This is a genomic window from Kitasatospora sp. NPDC058190 (assembly GCF_042883685.1).
In the GTDB taxonomy this organism is placed as follows: domain Bacteria; phylum Actinomycetota; class Actinomycetes; order Streptomycetales; family Streptomycetaceae; genus Kitasatospora.
This window is the reverse complement of the sequence record NZ_JBHVVI010000005.1, coordinates 34,391-52,759: the sequence shown is the minus strand read 5'-3', so window position 1 is coordinate 52,759 and position 18,369 is coordinate 34,391. Positions and strand designations below refer to the sequence as shown.

17 protein-coding genes are annotated in these 18,369 nt (G+C 70.5%); 3 read left to right on the top strand and 14 right to left on the bottom strand.

All coding sequences use genetic code 11. The features are described from left to right. Positions 1-350: 350 nt before the first annotated feature. Positions 351-701, top strand: coding sequence for a DUF6542 domain-containing protein (locus ACFVWU_RS03495; protein ID WP_387614962.1), 351 nt, complete (start codon positions 351-353; stop codon positions 699-701). Then, positions 694-2,349, top strand: coding sequence for an LCP family protein (locus ACFVWU_RS03490; RefSeq protein WP_387614959.1), 1,656 nt, complete (start codon positions 694-696; stop codon positions 2,347-2,349). The genes ACFVWU_RS03495 and ACFVWU_RS03490 overlap by 8 nt, the downstream gene beginning before the upstream one ends. 49 nt (positions 2,350-2,398) lie before the next feature. On the opposite strand, the gene ACFVWU_RS03485 is transcribed toward ACFVWU_RS03490, so the two are convergent. The 4 genes from ACFVWU_RS03485 to ACFVWU_RS03470 are packed head-to-tail and all read right to left on the bottom strand — an operon-like array spanning position 2,399 to position 5,435. Further along, positions 2,399-2,881, bottom strand: a complete 483-nt coding sequence (locus tag ACFVWU_RS03485) for a hypothetical protein (RefSeq protein ID WP_387614956.1) — start codon at positions 2,879-2,881, stop codon at positions 2,399-2,401. Between the two features lie 12 nt (positions 2,882-2,893). Next, on the bottom strand, positions 2,894-3,520 hold the full coding sequence (locus ACFVWU_RS03480; RefSeq protein WP_387614953.1) for a hypothetical protein: 627 nt from the start codon (positions 3,518-3,520) through the stop codon (positions 2,894-2,896). Further along, positions 3,517-5,112: a WXG100 family type VII secretion target gene (locus ACFVWU_RS03475; protein ID WP_387614950.1), complete on the bottom strand. Its 1,596-nt coding sequence runs from the start codon at positions 5,110-5,112 to the stop codon at positions 3,517-3,519. Before ACFVWU_RS03475 ends, ACFVWU_RS03480 begins: the two co-directional genes overlap by 4 nt. 26 nt (positions 5,113-5,138) lie before the next feature. Further along, complete coding sequence (locus tag ACFVWU_RS03470; protein WP_387614947.1) at positions 5,139-5,435, bottom strand: hypothetical protein; 297 nt, start codon at positions 5,433-5,435, stop codon at positions 5,139-5,141. Between the two features lie 179 nt (positions 5,436-5,614). Here ACFVWU_RS03470 and ACFVWU_RS03465 point away from each other — a divergent pair, with 179 nt between their 5' ends. Beyond that, a complete protein-coding gene (locus ACFVWU_RS03465) occupies positions 5,615-5,995 on the top strand; it encodes a VOC family protein (protein WP_387614944.1) in 381 nt (126 codons plus the stop codon). 62 nt (positions 5,996-6,057) lie between these two features. On the opposite strand, the gene ACFVWU_RS03460 is transcribed toward ACFVWU_RS03465, so the two are convergent. From ACFVWU_RS03460 to nuoI, 10 genes are all read right to left on the bottom strand, one after another. Continuing rightward, positions 6,058-7,128, bottom strand: coding sequence for a 2-oxoacid:ferredoxin oxidoreductase subunit beta (locus ACFVWU_RS03460; RefSeq protein ID WP_387614941.1), 1,071 nt, complete (start codon positions 7,126-7,128; stop codon positions 6,058-6,060). Continuing rightward, positions 7,125-9,122: a 2-oxoacid:acceptor oxidoreductase subunit alpha gene (locus ACFVWU_RS03455; protein WP_387614938.1), complete on the bottom strand. Its 1,998-nt coding sequence runs from the start codon at positions 9,120-9,122 to the stop codon at positions 7,125-7,127. The genes ACFVWU_RS03460 and ACFVWU_RS03455 overlap by 4 nt, the downstream gene beginning before the upstream one ends. A 222-nt stretch (positions 9,123-9,344) precedes the next feature. Next, positions 9,345-10,007, bottom strand: a complete 663-nt coding sequence (locus tag ACFVWU_RS03450; protein ID WP_387614935.1) for a response regulator — start codon at positions 10,005-10,007, stop codon at positions 9,345-9,347. Positions 10,008-10,097: 90 nt separating this feature from the next. Further along, positions 10,098-11,108 (bottom strand): polyprenyl synthetase family protein, encoded by a 1,011-nt coding sequence (locus ACFVWU_RS03445; protein WP_387614932.1) that lies wholly within the window; start codon positions 11,106-11,108, stop codon positions 10,098-10,100. 252 nt (positions 11,109-11,360) lie between these two features. After that, positions 11,361-12,998 carry an NADH-quinone oxidoreductase subunit NuoN gene (gene nuoN / locus ACFVWU_RS03440; RefSeq protein WP_387614930.1) on the bottom strand — a complete coding sequence of 546 codons (1,638 nt, stop codon included), beginning with the start codon at positions 12,996-12,998 and terminating at the stop codon, positions 11,361-11,363. Next, positions 12,995-14,629: an NADH-quinone oxidoreductase subunit M gene (locus tag ACFVWU_RS03435; RefSeq protein ID WP_387614927.1), complete on the bottom strand. Its 1,635-nt coding sequence runs from the start codon at positions 14,627-14,629 to the stop codon at positions 12,995-12,997. Before ACFVWU_RS03435 ends, nuoN begins: the two co-directional genes overlap by 4 nt. A gap of 34 nt (positions 14,630-14,663) precedes the next feature. Next, positions 14,664-16,559, bottom strand: a complete 1,896-nt coding sequence (nuoL, locus tag ACFVWU_RS03430; RefSeq protein WP_387614924.1) for an NADH-quinone oxidoreductase subunit L — start codon at positions 16,557-16,559, stop codon at positions 14,664-14,666. Between the two features lie 14 nt (positions 16,560-16,573). Further along, on the bottom strand, positions 16,574-16,873 hold the full coding sequence (gene nuoK / locus ACFVWU_RS03425; protein WP_188309222.1) for an NADH-quinone oxidoreductase subunit NuoK: 300 nt from the start codon (positions 16,871-16,873) through the stop codon (positions 16,574-16,576). Continuing rightward, complete coding sequence (locus ACFVWU_RS03420) at positions 16,870-17,763, bottom strand: NADH-quinone oxidoreductase subunit J (RefSeq protein ID WP_387615215.1); 894 nt, start codon at positions 17,761-17,763, stop codon at positions 16,870-16,872. The genes nuoK and ACFVWU_RS03420 overlap by 4 nt, the downstream gene beginning before the upstream one ends. After that, complete coding sequence (gene nuoI, locus ACFVWU_RS03415) at positions 17,763-18,365, bottom strand: NADH-quinone oxidoreductase subunit NuoI (protein ID WP_387614920.1); 603 nt, start codon at positions 18,363-18,365, stop codon at positions 17,763-17,765. The genes ACFVWU_RS03420 and nuoI overlap by 1 nt, the downstream gene beginning before the upstream one ends. Between the last annotated feature and the right edge of the window lie 4 nt (positions 18,366-18,369).

The window sequence follows — 18,369 nt, the reverse complement described above, 5'->3', positions numbered from 1 at the left end:
CCCATTCACAAGCGGACTTGCCACCGAACAGGCGTGCTCTATGCTGCGTACGATCTCTACACCTCTGTAGAGCAAATCCGAAAACGGGCCTGCCCCCGAGCAGCAGCGGGAAACCGAGAACGGGAACCGGCCGGCCGAACACCAGCGTCCCGTACAGGCAGCGCCGCAACCGCTCTCCCACAGCAGCCCGGCGCGTGCGCCGGCCGTGGCGCGCCAATCACGGGAACACCGGGGGTGAGTACGTGGCGGGGCAGCGAGGTCGGTCGTCCGACCAGGGTTCACGGCGGCGGACGGCCGGCAGACCCGCCGGTCCCCAGCGGCCCTTCTCGAGCGGCCCGGCCCTGCCCGCGGTGGCGGCCGTCGCACTGCCGCTGGTGGGTGCGGTGATCGACGAGCTCTCCGGCCCCGGCATGGGCGCCGCCTTCGACGTGTGCGCGGTGCTCGGCATGGGCCTGGCGGCCGCGCTCAGCACCCGCAGGGGCTGGTGGTGGGTGGTCGCGGCCTCCCCGCTGGTCGTGCTGGGGGTGACGGCCGTGGTCGAGTACGCGGCCGACAGCGAGAAGTACCAGGGCAGCAAGCTGGCCACCGGCTCCGCGAAGTGGGTCGTGAACGGCTTCCCGGTGATGGCGCAGGCCGTCGCCGCGACCCTGCTGGTGATCGTGGTCCGGGTGGTCCAGGACCGGAGGAGGCAGCATGCCTGAGAAGCCCGAGCAGCAGGGCGGCGGCCGGGCCGGCGCCCGCAAGGCGGCTGAGCCCCCCGCGCGCCGGAGCTCCCCGGCGCTGATCGCGGCCCGGGTGGTGGCCTCCACGGTCGGCTTCGCGGTGTTCGCCGCGAGCGGGGTGGTCTGGTACGAGTACACCTCGCTGACCGACGGGATGACCACGTCCAACGCGATCGCGGAGACCAAGAAGGACGCGCCCAAGCACCTGGACAACTCGGTCAACCTGCTGCTGATCGGCCTGGACAGCCGCAAGAACATGGACGGCACGGACCTGCCGCCGGAGTTCGTCCAGGACGAGCTGCACGCCGGCCACAGCTCCGACGTCGGCGGCTACAACACCAACTCGCTAATCCTGCTGCACATACCGGCGGGCGGCGGCAAGGTGCAGGCGATCTCCATCCCCCGCGACGACTACGTCGCGACCTACAACGGGGACGGCTCCCAGCAGGGCATGCACAAGATCAAGGAGGCCTACGGGATCGCCAAGGAGAAGTTCGACGGCAGCCCGAAGGCCAAGGGCCTCAAGGGCGCGGACCTGGAGAAGGCCGGCCGCGACGCCGGGCGGGCCGCCACCATCCGCACCGTCCAGACCTTCGTGAACCAGCCGGTCGACCACGTGGCCGAGGTCAACCTGATGGGCTTCTACGACATCGCCAAGGCCGTCGAACCGATCCAGGTGTGCCTCACCCACGACACCAAGGACCCGGCCATCGAGGGCCAGGGCTCCGGCGCCGACTTCCACAAGGGCATCAACACCCTCAACGCCTCCCAGGCGCTCGCCTTCGTCCGCCAGCGCCACAACCTGGACGACGGCAAAGGCAACAGCGGCGACTTCGCCCGCACCCACCGCCAGCAGGCCTTCATCTCCTCCGTCGTGCACAAGCTCAAGCAGGACGGCATCATCAGCGACATCGGCAAGCTCAAGGACCTGTTCGGCGTCGTCCAGAAGGACCTGGTCATCGACAACGAGTGGAACGTCCTCGACTTCGCCCAGCAGGCCCCCGCCCTGACCGGCGGCAACGTCGAGTTCAACACCCTCACCTTCGACAAGTTCGACACCCGCAACGGCCAGGACGTCAACATCGTCACCCCGGCGAAGATCCAGAAGGTGGTCAAGCAGCTGTTCGGCTACGCCGACGCCGCCGCCCCCGCCGCCCCGGCCGACGGCGCCACCGACACCCCCGCGCCCTCGGCCCCCGCCCAGCCCTCGCCGACCCCGACGGCCACCAAGCCCGCCTCCCCGGCCACCGTGGACGTGTTCAACGCCTCCCCGGCCGCCGGGGTCTCCTCCACCGCCGAGGCCAAGGCCCTGGTCGGGATGGGATTCAAGGAGGGGACGACCGGCCCCGCGCGCACCAAGCCCAAGGCCACCACCGTCACCTACGGCAAGGGCGCCAAGGACGCCGCCGACCAGATCGCCGCCCGCTACGGCGTCACCGCGACCGAGTCCGCGTCCGTCTCCGCCGACCACGTCACGGTCACCCTGGGCACCTCCTTCACCGGCGTCGCCGGCGACAAGCCCGCCGCCCCCTCCGCCCCCGCCACCGGCGACCCGGCCGCCAACCTCCCCGTGCAGGGCCCCGGCGTCGACGCCGAGTCCGACGGCGGCATCCCCTGCGTCTTCTGACGCCTTCCGTCAGGTAGCCGGTGCCCCGCCGTCCAGACGGGGCACCGGCTCAGGACCACTCGAAGTACAGCGCCGGCCGCACCGGCCGCGGGCTGCCCGGCGCGAACAGGAACACCAGGTTCACGGTGGGCCCGGACGGCTCCTCCAGCCGCGGGCCGCGGATGCTCAACCCGAACCCGTTGATCGGCCTCCCGGCCGCCAGCCCCGCCCGCACCTCGCGGTACCAGGCCTCCAGCGGCTCCACCGGCAGCCCCCAGTACCCGGCCAACTCGCCCGACAGCCGGTAGGCGTCGTCCACCGTGGCGGCCGGGAAGGTCGCGCTGACCAGGTCGAGCGCCTCCCCCTTGGCGGTGGCGAGCAGCTCGACCCGCCCGGTGAACCAGCGCCCGCCCGGCAGCGCGATGGTCGCCGCCACCGTGGGGATGCGCCAGCGGCGCCGGACGGCCCCGGGCCAGCCGACGTCGCCGCGGCGGTGGCTGGTGCGGAGGTTCCAGGTGACGGTCTCCGGGTGGACGGGTTGCTCGTGGGACACAGGGGCTCCGGATCAGGGCGCGGTCGGGGTGGCGGACTGGGTGGCCTGGTCCTGGAGGGTGAGTCTCAGGTTGTCGCCCCAGGCGATATTGACCTGCAGCGTCACGGGCTGCTCGTTCTTGACGGTTGAGTACTTGAGGCTGAGCCCGAACAGCGGTCCGGCCGGAGTCAGCAGCGGGAAGTCGGACCCAGCCTCCTGTCCGTCGAGATCCTTCCGGTCACCCGCTGCCAGGCCGTCGAGGACCGTCCGCCGGAACTCGGTGATCCGGTCGGACTTCAGGCCGAACTGCCGGGTGAGTTCCATGGCTTTCTTGTACGCCTCGTCCAGCGGGAGCGCGGGATACCAGCAGACGAGCTCGTCGATGTTCTCAGCGTCGTCGTGGGTGGCCGCAACGATGAGGAACATCTTGTCGGCGTGGAAGCGCTGGCCACCCGGCAGGTCGATGTCGACTGGGCCCAGGTCTTCGAAGTCGTGGCCGCTGTGCGGATTCAGCTTGACCCCGAGATCAGCGCCCCGGTGCGAGTTCCGCAGATCCCAGTGGACGGGACGCGTCCTTCCACCCACGAGAGAGCACCCGGCCACCAGCAGACCCGCGCACAGCAGAGCCACCAGGCTCCGAATCCGCCGCACCCCCGTCACGGCAGGATCTCGTACTGGTCGGCCCGGTCGAGCAGCGGAGTGTCGATGAGCGTCTTCGCCTCCACCGGATTCGTCAGGAGCTTCTGGTACTTGGGCAGCATGTCCTTGCGGATCCAGTCCATCCGATCATCCGTGTCGGTCACGTACCGATCGTCCCACCAGGTCGACCATTCGCCACCGTAGTAACCGTTGAAGGACTTGCCGCCTGGAATCGGCGACTTGGTCATGCCCGACAGCACCTCGGCGAACGTCTCCCCGACCGGACCGTGGTAGTTCTCCACATCCCGGTACGAGTTCGGCAGCACCTTGGTCTGCTCACGCTCCAGCAGGGCGGCGTTCCCCGCCGCCACCCGCTTCGGGTCACCCGAGTCGATGTCCCGCCAGGCATCGACCAGTTCCTTCGGGTACTTGTTCACGTCCTGCTGCTGCAGTGCCTCGATGCCGGCCATGCCGTACTGCTGGTACGCGGCGTGCATGGAGCCGACGTCGTCGAAGATGTCCTTCTGCATGTGCAGGAACTTGTTCTCGAACCACTGCACCTCGTCGGTGCTCATGGTGGACAGCAGCCCCACTCCGGGGACGGGGGTGACCAGCCCGCCGACGTTCGCGCCCTTGATGAACTCGTTGAGGTCGTGGATCCCCCCGTACACCGGCGCGCCGGCCAGCTTGGCCATGCCGGCCCACTGGAGGTCCGGGTTCTCGTCCCACAGCTTCTGGTACCAGGCGTAGACCTTCTGCACGGTCTCGTCGTTGAAGTCCAGGCCCTTCTCCGGGTCCCACTTGGAGGGGTCGATCCCGGCCTTCCGCAGGGCGAGCTGCTTGTAGTAGTCCTCCAGCTTCGGCACCCCGGGCAGCCCCTGGACCTTCCACGGCGCCGCGTCCAGGAAGAGGTTCCGCTGGTCCGGCGACAGCGCGCCCCACCAGGCGGCCCGGGCTGTCGGGTCGGTGGGTACCGCGTCCCCCTCGACGGTTCCGGCGAGCCGGGTGGCCTCGCCGAGGTCCTTGGCGGCGAGCTGGAGCGCACCCGCCAGGCCGGTGCGCCCGCTGCCGTCGAGGAGCTTGGACTCCCCGGCCAGCTTGCCAAGTTCGGCCGCGCACTTGGCGTCCGCCTGGGTGGCGGCCTGGACGGCGGCGGCGATGTCGGCGGTGAGGGCGGTGGCGGCGGCGACCTCGGCCCGGTAGGAGTCGGCGGCATCCTGGCGGAGCGCCGCGTTCTTGGGCAGCTGGTCCACCGGCGTCGGCGTCGCCGTGACGGTGCCGTTCGCGTCGACCGTGAGGCCGCGCTTGCTCGCCTCCGTCAGCGCCCACTGCAGTTCCTGCTGGGCGGCGGTCACCGCCTGGACGAAGCCGTCCAACACCTGTTGGACCGCCTGGAGTTCCAGCGCGGCCACCTGCAGCTGCAACTCCTGCTGGCCGAAGGAGTGCCGGGCGCTGGTCGCGGCGGGGCCCGTCCAGGTCCCTAGCGGCTTCAGCACCGACTCCTCGATGTGCTGCCGCGCCTGGTCGAACGCCTTGGCCACGGCCTGCCAGTCCTTGCCGGCCTCCGTCACCGACTCCGGTTTCATGTCACGCAGGCGCGCGAAGTCCACCACGGGAGCCCCCCTCTTCCCCTGTCGTCCTATTCGAGGGCCTTGGCAGACCCGTGCTCGGTCTTGCCGTAGTTGTCGGCAGCCGTACGGAGCGCCTCCTCGTCCGCGCCCAGCGCGGTACGGACCTTCTCCACGCCCTGGGTCCACGCGGTCACCACGGCGGCCAGCTGCCCGGACACCTGCCAGCCCTCCAGGGCCGTCTCGGCGTTCCCCGAGGCGGTGCTCGCGGTCTGGACCGGCTTGGCCAGCCCTGCGGTGATGGACGAAGCGTTGGCCGCCGAGGACCTCAACTGCTCCGGTGAGACCTCGAATCCGGCGTCCGACATCGGATCGACCCCCCATGCTCGATGCGATCTTCCGACTCTAGCGGGGGCATGCGGTTCGCCGCCGGACTTTCTCGAACATGGGCGCGAACGAAGTGGGATCCCCTTGGCGAGATTCTCCGTACTATGTATAGTGTACTGCGTACGGGATAACTGCGCACACTGACGAGAGGGCTCCGCCCATGCACATCACCAGCACCGCCGTCTCCCTGACCGTCGAGGACGTCACCACCTCAGCCGCCTTCCTCCAGCGGCACTTCGGCTACACCGAACACATGTCCGCCGACGGCTTCGTCTCGCTGGTCCACCCGGGCGGCGGGGTCGGCGTCGTCTACCTGCGGCGCGGCCTGGAGGTCCTGCCCGAGGACCAGCGGCACCGGATCGCGGACGGGGTGATCCTCGCGTTCACCGTCGAGGACATCGCCGCGGAGGAGGAGCGGCTGCGCGGCGAGGGGGTCGCGATCACCCTGCCGCTGCGCGAGGAGCCGTGGGGCGAGAAGCTGTTCCAGGTCACCGACCCGAACGGGGTCGCGGTCGAACTGGTCGAGTGGGTCAAGCAGTAACCGCAACGGGAGGCGCCCCCGTCCGGTACCGGACGGGGGCGCCAACTCGCGAGCGGGGACGGTCAGTCCACCATCCAGGTGTCGTTGCCCGCCAGCAGGGTCGCCAGGTCGCCGGGGCCCCGGTGGGCCGCGGCGGTGGCCAGCTGGCTCTCCATCAGATCGTCGTAGACCGGCCGCAGGACGCTCCGCAGCACGCCGATCGGCGTGTGGTGCAGGGTGTCCGCGTCGGCGATCCGGGAGAGCGCGAAGGCGGTGGCGGGGCTCGCGGCGTGGGCGTCGTGCACCAGCAGGTCCGCCTCGTTGTCCGCGGTGACCGGGGCGGTGAACAGCTCGCCGTCCGGCCCCCGGAAGACGCCGTTGGCCGCCTCGGCGCCGAAGCGGATCGGCCGGCCGTGCTCCAGCCGGATCAGCGCCTCGTCACGCGTGCCGGGCTCCTTCAGCACCTCGAAGGCGCCGTCGTTGAAGATGTTGCAGTTCTGGTAGATCTCCACCAGCGCCGTGCCCTCGTGCTCGGCCGCCGCCCGCAGCACCGACTGCAGGTGCTGGCGGTCCGAGTCGATGGTGCGCGCCACGAAGGAGGCCTCCGCGCCGATCGCCAGCGACAGCGGGTTGAACGGCGCGTCCAGCGAGCCCATCGGGGTGGACTTGGTGATCTTGCCGAGTTCACTGGTCGGCGAGTACTGGCCCTTGGTGAGGCCGTAGATACGGTTGTTGAACAGCAGGATCTTCAGATTGACGTTCCGTCGCAGGGCGTGGATCAGGTGGTTGCCGCCGATCGACAGCGCGTCGCCGTCACCGGTCACCACCCAGACGCTCAGGTCCCGCCGGGAGGAGGCCAGCCCGGTCGCGATCGCCGGCGCCCGGCCGTGGATCGAGTGCACCCCGTAGGTGTTCATGTAGTACGGGAAGCGCGAGGAGCAGCCGATGCCGGAGACGAACACGGTGTTCTCGCGCTTGATGCCGAGCTCCGGCATGAAGCCCTGCACCGCCGCCAGGATCGCGTAGTCCCCGCAGCCGGGGCACCAGCGCACCTCCTGGTCGGTCTTGAAGTCCCGGGCGCTCTGCGGCCCTTCGGCCTTGGGCACCAGTCGCAGCGACGGGAAGCCACGCTTCTCGGAGTCAACGTCGCTCATCGGTGGTCCTCCTCGTCCAGGGTGCCGATCGCCGCCCACAGCACGTCCGCCAACTGCGCCGCCTTGAACGGCAGTCCGCGCACCTGGTTGTAGGACTCGGCGTCCACCAGGTACTTCGCCCGCAGCAGCAGCGCGAGCTGCCCGAGGTTCATCTCGGGCACGATGACCTTCTCGTAACTGCGCAGCACCGAGCCCAGGTTCGCCGGGAAGGGGTTGAGGTTGCGCAGGTGCGCCTGGGCGATCTCGCCGCCGTCCGCGCGCACCCGGCGCACCGCCGCGGTGATCGGGCCGTACGTCGAGCCCCAGCCGACGACCAGCACCCGGGCGTCACCGGTCGGGTCGTCGACCTCCACCGGCTTGACCGTGATGCCGTCGACCTTGGCCTGCCGGGTGCGGACCATGAAGTCGTGGTTGGCCGGGTCGTAGGAGATGTTGCCGGTGCCGTCCTGCTTCTCGATGCCGCCGATCCGGTGCTCCAGACCGGCCGTGCCGGGTACCGCCCACGGCCGGGCGAGGGTGTGCGGGTCGCGCAGGTAGGGCCAGAAGGCGCCGTCCTCGCGGTTCGGGCCGGTCGCGAACCGCGGGTCGATCTCCGGCAGTTCGTCGACGGCCGGGATCCGCCAGGGCTCGGAGCCGTTGGCCAGGTAGCCGTCCGAGAGCAGGAACACCGGGGTGCGGTAGGTCACCGCGATCCGGGCCGCCTCCAGTGCGGCGTCGAAGCACTCGGCGGGCGTGGCCGGGGCGACGATCGGCACCGGGGCCTCGCCGTTGCGGCCGAACATGGCCTGCAGCAGGTCGGCCTGCTCGGTCTTGGTCGGCAGGCCGGTGGACGGGCCGCCGCGCTGGATGTCCACGACCAGCAGCGGCAGTTCGAGCGAGACGGCCAGGCCGATGGTCTCGGACTTCAGCGCGACACCGGGCCCGGAGGTGGTGGTCACGCCGAGCGCCCCGCCGAAGGCCGCGCCGAGCGCCGCGCCGATGCCGGCGATCTCGTCCTCGGCCTGGAAGGTGCGCACCCCGAAGTTCTTGTGCTTGGACAGCTCGTGCAGGATGTCCGAGGCCGGGGTGATCGGGTACGAGCCCAGGTAGAGCGGCAGGCCGGCGCGCTGCGCGGCGGCCACCAGCCCGTACGACAGGGCGAGGTTGCCGGAGATGTTGCGGTAGCGCCCGGAGGGGAGCTTGGCCGGCGGCACCTCGTAGGAGACCGCGAAGGACTCGGTGGTCTCGCCGAAGTTCCAGCCCGCCCGGAAGGCGCTGATGTTGGCCTCGGCGATCTCCGGCTTCTTGGCGAACTTGCTGCGCAGGAAGGTCTCGGTGCCGTGGGTGGGCCGGTGGTACATCCAGGACAGCAGGCCCAGGGCGAACATGTTCTTCGCCCGCTCGGCGTCCTTGCGGGCCAGCCCGCTGTCCTTGAGCGCCTCCAGGGTCAGCGTGGTGAGCGGCACCTTGTGCAGGTGGAAGCCGTCCAGCGAGCCGTCACCCAGCGGGTCGGCCGCGTAGCCGACCTTGGACAGCGCGCGCTTGGTGAACTCGTCGGTGTTGACGATGATCTCCGCGCCGCGCGGCAGGTCGGGCACGTTCGCCTTCAGGGCCGCCGGGTTCATCGCCACCAGTACGTTCGGGGCGTCACCCGGGGTGAGGATGTCGTGGTCGGCGAAGTGCAGTTGGAAGGACGAGACGCCCGGCAGGGTGCCGGCGGGGGCCCGGATCTCGGCCGGGAAGTTCGGCAGCGTGGAGAGGTCGTTGCCGAAGGTGGCCGTCTCCGAAGTGAACCGGTCACCGGTGAGCTGCATGCCGTCACCGGAGTCACCGGCGAAGCGGATGATCACCCGGTCGAGTCTGCGGATGGGCTTGGCGCGCTTCGCCGGCGGGCCACCCGGGCCGGGCGGACCGGCGGGCCCGTTCGCGCCGGGGTGCCCGTCACCGTTGCCGGTACGACCCTCGCCGCCGCCCGATCCGTCCACTGCCTCTGACTGATCGACCTGACTGGTCACTGCCGCGGACCTCCTCGTGGGCACACCACCGCGGGCGCGGCCCCGTGCCCCGTCCGCCTGGTGCACCGCTCGCATCCTATGCGTGCGACCTTGAGCCCGGCCGGAACTCTGACAGGAAGTTGCACCCGCCCGCGTCCGTGCCGCACTTAGCCACAACGCGCGGCCGCCGGAGATCATTCCGCGCTCCGACGGCCGGTGCCGCGAGGCCCCTCGGGCCGCGGGTCAGGAGTTCAGGTAGGTGAGGACCGCGAGCACCCGACGGTGGTCCGCCGGGCTCTGGGCCAGGCCCAGCTTGAGGAAGATGTTGCTGACGTGCTTCTCCACCGCGCCGTCGGAGACCACCAGCTGCTTGGCCACCGCCGCGTTGGTGCGGCCCTCCGCCATCAGCCCGAGCACCTCGCGCTCGCGCGGGGTGAGATTGGCCAGAACGTCGCCCTTGCGGCTGCGGCTGAGCAGCTGCTGCACCACCTCCGGGTCCAGCGCGGTGCCGCCCTCGGCGACCCGGACCACCGCGTCGGCGAACTCGCGCACCTCGGCGACCCGGTCCTTCAGCAGGTAGCCGACGCCCCGGGTGGAGCCGGCCAGCAGCTCGGAGGCGTAACGCTCCTCCACGAACTGCGACAGCACCAGTACGTTCAGCTGCGGATAGCGGCCGCGCAGCTCCACACAGGCGCGCAGGCCCTCGTCGGTGTGGGTCGGGGGCATCCGCACGTCGGAGACCACCACGTCCGGCAGGGCGTCGGCCGCCGCCAGGTCGTGGATGGTCTTCACCAGGGCTTCGCCGTCCCCGACGCCCGCCACGACCTCCAGGCCCCGGTCGGTGAGCAGCCGGGTCAGACCCTCCCGCAGCAGTACGGAGTCCTCGGCGATGACGACGCGACGCATGGTGACCTTCCGGGCAGGCGTGAGCTGACGGGAGTCAGTCTCCCCCATCCGCGCACGCCGCCGGAGGCCGAGGACCGGATCGGCCCGGTCTCACATGGTGCGGATCGCCACCGCGTCGCAGAGCCCCTCCAGGGCCGCCTTCGCCGCGCAGTCCGGCAGCGGGGCGAGCAGCGCCCGGGCCTCCTCGGCGTGCCGCAGGGTCTCCCGGCGGGCGCGCTCCAGCGCGGGGTGGCGGCGCAGCAGGCGCAGCGCCTCGGCGTGCAGCCCGTCGTCGGCGAGGTCCTGGGTGAGCAGCTCGCGCAGCCGCGCGTCGTCCGGGTCGGCCGGGTCGGCCGGCATCTGCTGCAGCAGCAGGGTCGGCAGGGTGGGCACGCCCTCGCGCAGGTCGGTGCCGGGGGTCTTGCCGGACTCGTGGCCGTCGCTGGCGATGTCCAGCACGTCGTCGGCCAGCTGGAACGCGATGCCGATCCGCTCGCCGAACTCGCCCAGGGTGTCCACCTGCCAGGGCTCGGCGCCGGCCATCTGTGCTCCTATCCGGCAGGAGACGGCGATCAGCGATCCGGTCTTGCCCTCCAGCACGTCCAGGTAGTGCTGCAGCGGGTCGGCCTCCGGGCCGGGGCCACGGGTCTCCATGATCTGGCCGGTGACCAGCCGCTCGAAGGCCTCGGCCTGCATCCGCACGGCCTCCGGGCCGAGGTCGGCCAGGACCTGGGAGGCACGGGAGAAGAGGAAGTCGCCGGTGAGGATGGCGACCGAGTTGTCCCAGCGGGAGTTGGCGCTCTCGGCGCCGCGGCGCACCGGGGCCTCGTCCATGACGTCGTCGTGGTACAGCGTGGCGAGGTGGGTCAGCTCGACCACCACCGCGGCGGGCACCACGCCGGGCGCGCCCGAGTCGCCGAACTGGGCGGCCAGCAGCAGGAGCAGCGGACGGAAGCGCTTGCCGCCGGCCTGCAGGAGGTGACTGGCGGTGACGGTGATGAAGGGGACGTCGCTCTTGACGGCGGCGGTGAGCGCCGCCTCCACCGCGTCCAGTCCGGCCTGGACGTCCCGGGTCAGGTCGCGGTCCTGCACGCTGAGCCCGAAGGGTTCCACGACGGTCACGAAGACCACTCCTCTGTCCCTGGTCGATCTAGCGGCCTGGTCCCTGAGTGCCGCCGCTGGCCATACAGGCAGGGTATCCGGTCGTGAGTGGATCACTGCACGGGCGTGCGGATCCTGTCATGATCGGGCCGGAAGGCCTGGTCAGAACGGCTCTCCGGACATTGCGGCGGTGGGGGCGAATTCGTCTGGAAATAAAGGCTGGAGATCGGCCCGCACTTCCGGACCGATCTCCAGCAAACCGACCGGTGACGGTCAGTACGCGAACAGCGCGGCCTTGGACGCGAGGTCAAGGAAGTACTGGGGCAGCAGGCCGAGAACCAGCGTCACCAGTACGCCCAGCCCGATCGCGGTCGCGGTGAAGGCGCTCGGGATCGCCACCGTCGGGCCGCCCGGCTTCGGGTCGGAGAAGAACATCAGCACGATCACCCGGATGTAGAAGAACGCGGCCACCGCCGAGCTCAGCACACCGACCACCACCAGCGGCGTCGCCCCACCGGCCGCGGCCGCCTGGAACACCGCGAACTTCCCGGTGAAACCGGAGGTCAGCGGAATCCCGGCGAAGGCCAGCAGGAACAGCGCGAACACCGCCGCCACCAGCGGCGAGCGCCGCCCCAGCCCCGCCCAGCTGGACAGGTGGGTCGCCTCGCCCTTGGAGTCGCGCACCAGGGTGACCACGGCGAAGGCGCCGAGCGTCACGAAGGAGTACGCCAACAGGTAGAACAGCACCGAGGACAGTCCCTGCTTGTTGACGGCGATCACGCCGGTCAGGATGAACCCGGCGTGCGCGACGGAGGAGTACGCCAACAGTCGCTTGACGTCCTGCTGAGTCACCGCCAGCACCGCGCCCACCACCATGGTGAGGATCGCCACGCCCCACAGCACCGGGCGCCAGTCCAGCCGCAGGCCCGGGAAGGCCACGTAGAACAGCCGCAGGAACGCCCCGAAGGCCGCGACCTTGGTGGCCGCCGCCATGAAGCCGGTCACCGGGGTCGGCGCGCCCTGGTAGACGTCCGGGATCCAGGCGTGGAACGGCACCGCGCCGACCTTGAACAGCAGACCGACCGCCAGCATCGCCAGGCCCGTCAGCAGCAGCGCGTCGCTCTGGGTGGTGCTCAGCTGCGCCGGGGTGGTCATCGCCTTGCCGGAGATGACGTCCGCGATGTCGCCGAGCCGCACGCTGCCGGCGTAGCCGTACAGCAGCGCGGTGCCGAACAGGAAGAAGGCCGAGGCGAAGGCGCCGAGCAGGAAGTACTTGACCGCCGCCTCCTGGGAGAGCAGCCGACGGCGGCGGGCCAGCGCGCACAGCAGGTAGAGCGGGAGGGAGAAGACCTCCAGCGCCACGAACATCGTCAGCAGGTCGTTGGCGGCGGGGAAGAGCAGCATGCCGCCGACCGCGAACATGGTCAGCGGGAAGACCTCGGTGGTGGTGAAGCCGGCTCGGATCGCGGCCCGCTCCTGCTCGCCGCCGGGGGTGGCGGCGGCCTGGGCGGCGAAGGCGTCGGCGGGCAGGCCGCCGGCCTTGGGCTCCAGCCTGCGCTCGGCGTAGGTGAGCACCGCGACCACGGCGACCAGCAGGATCACGCCCTGCAGGAACAGCGCCGGGCCGTCCAGGGCGACCGACTCCATGGCCAGCAGGTCGATCCGCGGCGAGCCGTGGCCCTGCGCGGCCAGCACCACCACGGCGACGAACGCGCCGGTCAGGGCCACCAGGGCGAGCGAGACCTGGGTCCAGTGCCGCAGCCGCCGGGGCACGAAGGCCTCGACCAGGATGCCGGCCACGGCGGCGCCGAACACCACCAGCATCGGGGAGAGTTGGCCGTACTCGATGTGCGGCGCCGGAATGCTGGGGGTGCTGCCGCCGGCGGCGGCGAGCACTGCGGTGACGCTCACTTCTGCTCACCTCCTGAGGTGGCGGCGACCGGGTGGGCCGGCGCCGGGTCGGTCTGGTGGACCTGCGAGAGCGTCGCGTTCACCGAGGGGTTGACCAGGTCGGTGAGCGGCTTGGGGTAGACGCCCAGCAGGATCGTCAGCGCCACCAGCGGCGCCACCACGGCGAGTTCGCGGGCCTTGAGGTCGGGCATCGTGCGCACCCCGTCCTTCACCGGGCCGGTCATGGTGCGCTGGTACAGCAGCAGGGCGTACAGGGCGGCCAGCACGATGCCGAGGGTGGCGACGATGCCGATCACCGGGTAGCGGGTGAAGGTGCCCACCAGCACGAGGAACTCACTGACGAACGGGGCCAGCCCCGGCAGCGACAGGGTGGCCAGACCGCCGATCAGGAAGGTCCCGGCGAGCACCGGGGCGACCTTCTGCACGCCGCCGTAGTCGGCGATCAGCCGCGAGCCGCGGCGGGAGATCAGGAAGCCGGCCACCAGCATCCACGCGGCGGTGGAGATGCCGTGGTTGACCATGTAGAGGGTCGCGCCGCTCTGGCCCTGGCTGGTCAGGGCGAAGATGCCCATGATGATGAAGCCGAAGTGCGAGATCGAGGCGTAGGCGACCAGCCGCTTGATGTCCTTCTGGCCGACCGCCAGCAGCGCGCCGTAGACGATCCCGATCAGCGAGAGGACCAGGATCACCGGGGCGAAGGTCTTCGAGGCGTGCGGGAACAGCCCGAGGCAGAACCGCAGCATCGCGAAGGTGCCGACCTTGTCCACCACCGCCGTGATCAGCACGGCGGTGCCGGCGGTGGCCTCGCCCATCGCGTTCGGCAGCCAGGTGTGCAGCGGCCACAGCGGGGCCTTCACCGCGAAGGCGAAGAAGAAGCCGAGGAACAGCGCCTTCTCGGCGGCGCCGGTCAGCTGCAGCTTGCCGTCGGCGATCGCGCCGGTGAGGGTCGGCAGGTCGAAGGTGCCGAGGCCCTGGTCCTGCGCGATCACGTACAGCCCGATCACGGCGGCCAGCATCACCAGGCCGCCGAGCAGGTTGTACAGCAGGAACTTGACGGCCGCGTAGGAGCGCTGGCGCGCCGACTCGGGGCCGCCGGCCCGGTCGCCGAAGCCGCCGATCAGGAAGTACATCGGGATCAGCATGGCTTCGAAGAACACGTAGAACAGGAAGAGGTCGGTGGCGTAGAAGGAGACGATCACCATCGCCTCCACCGCCAGGATCAGGGCGAAGAAGCCCTGGGTCCGGCGGCGCCGCTCGAAGGTGCCGGGGTCGACGGTGCCGTCGGGGTCGGTCGGACCCGGATCGGCGTCGTGCCAGGAGGCCAGCATGATGATCGGCACCAGGACGGCCGTCAGCAGGGCCAGTACCGCGCCGATGCCGTCCACGCCGAGCGAGAAGGTGATGCCGAAGGAGCGGATCCAGCTGTACGACTCGGTCAGCTGGTAGCGGGCGCCGTGCGGGTCGAACCGGGCGGCCACCACGGCGGCCAGCACCAGGGCGGCGGCGGAGAAGACCAGGGAGACGGCCTTGGCGTTGGTGCGCCGGGCCTCGCTCGTCCCGGCCGGCAGGGCGGCGGTCACCACCGCACCGACTGCCGGGACGACGCAGGTGGCGGTCAGTAGAGCACTCACGGCCTGACCTCCCGATGTTTTTCAGGACGAGTCATTACACGGACCTCATCAGGAGAGTCGAGGCGACCAGCACCAGCGTGCCGCCGAACATGGAGAGCGCGTACGAGCGGACGAAGCCGTTCTGGACCCGCCGCATCCGACTGGACAGGCCCCCGATGGCGGCGGCCAGACCGTTGACGAAGCCGTCCAGGCCGCGGCTGTCGAAGTAGACCAGCGTCGCGGTCAGCGCCGAGCCCGGCCGCACCAGCACGGCGTGGTTGAAGTCGTCCTGCAGCAGGTCGCGGCGGGCGGCCCGGGTGAGCGGGGAGCCGACCGGCGGGACCACCGGGACGGGCGAGCGCCCGTACATCAGGTACGACAGGCCGACGCCGGCCAGCATGCAGGCCGTGGTCAGCCCGGTGACGGTCAGGGAGCCGAGCGGCGAGTTGCCCTCGCTGTGTCCGGTGACCGGCTCCAGCCACTTCAGGAAGGAGTCGTTGAAGGCGAACAACCCGCCCGCGAACACCGAGCCGACGGCCAGCAGGATCATCGGGACGGTCATGGTCCTCGGCGACTCGTGCGGGTGCGGGAGGTTGCCCTCCTCGTCCGGCTGCCAGCGCTTCTCACCGAAGAAGGTCAGCAGCATCACCCGGGTCATGTAGAACGCGGTGACGGCCGCGCCGACCAGCGCGCACAGGCCGAGGATCCAGCCCTCGGTGCCGCCCTTGGCGAAGGCGGCCTCGATGATCTTGTCCTTGGAGAAGAAGCCGGACAGGCCCGGGAAGCCGATGATCGCCAGGTAGCCGAGGCCGAAGGTGACGAAGGTGACCTTCATGTGCCGCCACAGGCCGCCGTAGTGACGCATGTCCACCTCGTCGTTCATGCCGTGCATGACCGACCCGGCGCCGAGGAACAGCCCGGCCTTGAAGAAGCCGTGGGTCACCAGGTGCATGATCGCGAAGGCGTAGCCGATCGGGCCCAGTCCGGCCGCCAGCACCATGTAGCCGATCTGCGACATGGTCGAGCCGGCCAGCGCCTTCTTGATGTCGTCCTTGGCGCAACCGACGATCGCACCGAACAGCAGCGTGACCGCGCCGACCACCACCACGGCGGTCTGGGCGTCCGGCGCCAGGTTGAAGATCACCGAGGAGCGGGTGATCAGGTAGACGCCCGCGGTCACCATGGTGGCCGCGTGGATCAGGGCCGAGACCGGGGTCGGGCCCTCCATCGCGTCCCCGAGCCAGGACTGCAGCGGCACCTGGGCCGACTTGCCGCAGGCCGCCAGCAGCAGCATCAGGCCGATCGCGGTCAGCTTGCCCTCGCTCGCCCGGGACGCCCCGCCGAAGACCGGGTCGAAGGCGAAGGAGCCGAACTCGGCGAACATCAGCATGATCGCGATCGACAGGCCCATGTCGCCGACCCGGTTGACGATGAAGGCCTTCTTCGCCGCCGTCGCCGCGCTCGGCTTGTGCTGCCAGAAGCCGATCAGCAGGTACGAGGCCAGGCCCACGCCCTCCCAACCGAAGTACAGCAGCAGGTAGTTGTCGGCCACCACCAGCAGCAGCATGGCCGCCAGGAACAGGTTCAGGTACGCGAAGAAGCGGCGCCGGCGCTCGTCGTGCGCCATGTAGCCCACCGAGTACAGGTGGATCAGGGTGCCGACACCGGTGATCAGCAGGACGAAGGTCATCGACAACTGGTCGAGCCGGAACGAGATGTCGGCCTGGAAGCCGTTCACCGGGATCCAGCTGAACAGGTGACTGGTCACCGCCCGGTGCTCGGCGTCGCGGCCGAGCATGTCCGAGAACAGCGCCAGGCCGAAGCCGAACGAGAGCGCGGCGAGCGCGGTGGCCAGCCAGTGGCCGAACCGGTCGAGTGCCCGGCCGCCGAGCAGCAGCAGGGCGGAGCCGGCCAGCGGGGCCGCCACCAGCAGCGGAATGAGAGAGTTCACCGAAGGCCCTCCGCCTACAGCTTCATCAGGTTGCTGTCGTCGACCGAAGCGGAGTGCCTGGTCCGGAAGATGGAGACGATGATGGCGAGGCCGACCACGACCTCGGCCGCCGCGACCACCATCGTGAAGAACGCGATGATCTGGCCGTCCAGGGTCCCGTGCAGCCGGGAGAAGGTCACCAGCGCGAGGTTCGAGGCGTTCAGCATCAGCTCGACGCACATGAACAGCACGATCGCGTTGCGCCGGATCAGCACCCCGGAGGCGCCGATGGTGAACAACAGGGCCGACAGGTACAGGTAGTTGACCGGGTTCACCGCTCGCCCTCCTCGTCCGCCCCGTTCGCGTTGTTGGCACCCGCCGGCTCCAGCGACTTGCGCGGCGGGGCCACCGCCGGCCGCTCCGAGGAGGGCCGGCCCAGCCAGTCCGCCGTGGTGTTCTCCAGCTCCGCCATCCGCTGCAGCATCGCCTGGCTGACGTCCCGGATCTGGCCGCGCTCGCGCAGCGTCGCCATCACCGAGTCCTCGGCGACGGTGCCGTCCGGCAGCAGCGCCGGGACGTCCACCGCGTTGTGCCGGGCGTACACGCCCGGGGCCGGCAGCGGCGGCACCTGGATGTTGTCCCTGACCCGCTGCTCCGCCAGCTCGCGCTGGGTCTTCGGGGCCTTCACGTGCTCCCGGTGGGTCAGCACCATCGCGCCGACCGCCGCGGTGATCAGCAGCGCGCCGGTGACCTCGAAGGCCCAGACGTAGCGGGTGAAGATCAGCCGGGCCAGGCCCGGCACGTTGCCCTCGGCGTTCGCCTCGGCCAGCCCGGTGAAGTGGTTCAGCTTCGCGTTGGCGATCCCGGCGATCAGCAGCACGCCGAAGCCCAGCCCGCACAGCACCGCGGCGAACCGCTGGCCCTTCAGCTGCTCCTTCAGAGAGTCCTCGCTGGTGACGCCGACCAGCATCACCACGAACAGGAACAGCATCATGATCGCGCCGGTGTAGACCACGATCTGCACCACGCCCAGGAACACCGCGCCCTGGGCCATGTAACAGACCGCCAGCGCCATCATGGTGGCCGCCAGGCAGAGCGCGCTGTGCACGGCCTTGCGCATCAGCAGCATGCCGAGCGCGCCGCCGACCGCGATCACCGCGAGCACCCAGAACTGGACGGCCTCGCCCGTGGAGGTCGTCCCGGTCGCGGCCGCGAGATGTGCGATCACTGCTGCGCCTCCTTCTCCCGGTCGGTGCGCTCCTGCTGGACCGTCCCGGGCGCCGCCGCGGTGATCTCGCCCCGGTAGTACGCGCCCTCGTCGGCGCCCGGGAAGATCGCGTGCGGGGTGTCGACCATGCCCTCGGACAGGCCGACCAGCAGCTGCTCCTTGGTGAAGATCAGGTCCCGGCGGGAGGAGTCGGCGAGTTCGTACTCGTTGGTCATGGTCAGCGCCCGGGTCGGGCAGGCCTCGATGCACAGCCCGCACAGGATGCAGCGGGCGTAGTTGATCTGGTACACCGCGCCGTAGCGCTCACCGGGCGAGTAGCGCTCCTCGTCCCGGTTGTCCGCACCCTCCACGTAGATCGCGTCGGCCGGGCAGGCCCACGCGCACAGCTCGCAGCCGACGCACTTCTCCAGGCCGTCCGGGTGCCGGTTCAGCTGGTGGCGACCGTGGAAGCGCGGAGCGGTGGGCTTCTTCTGCTCCGGGTACTGCTCGGTGAGCCGCTTCTTGAACATGGCCTTGAAGGTCACGCCGAAGCCTGCGGCCGGGCCGAGGATCGACGGCCGGTCGGCCCGCTCGTCCCTGCCCGTCTGGTCGGACGACATCTCG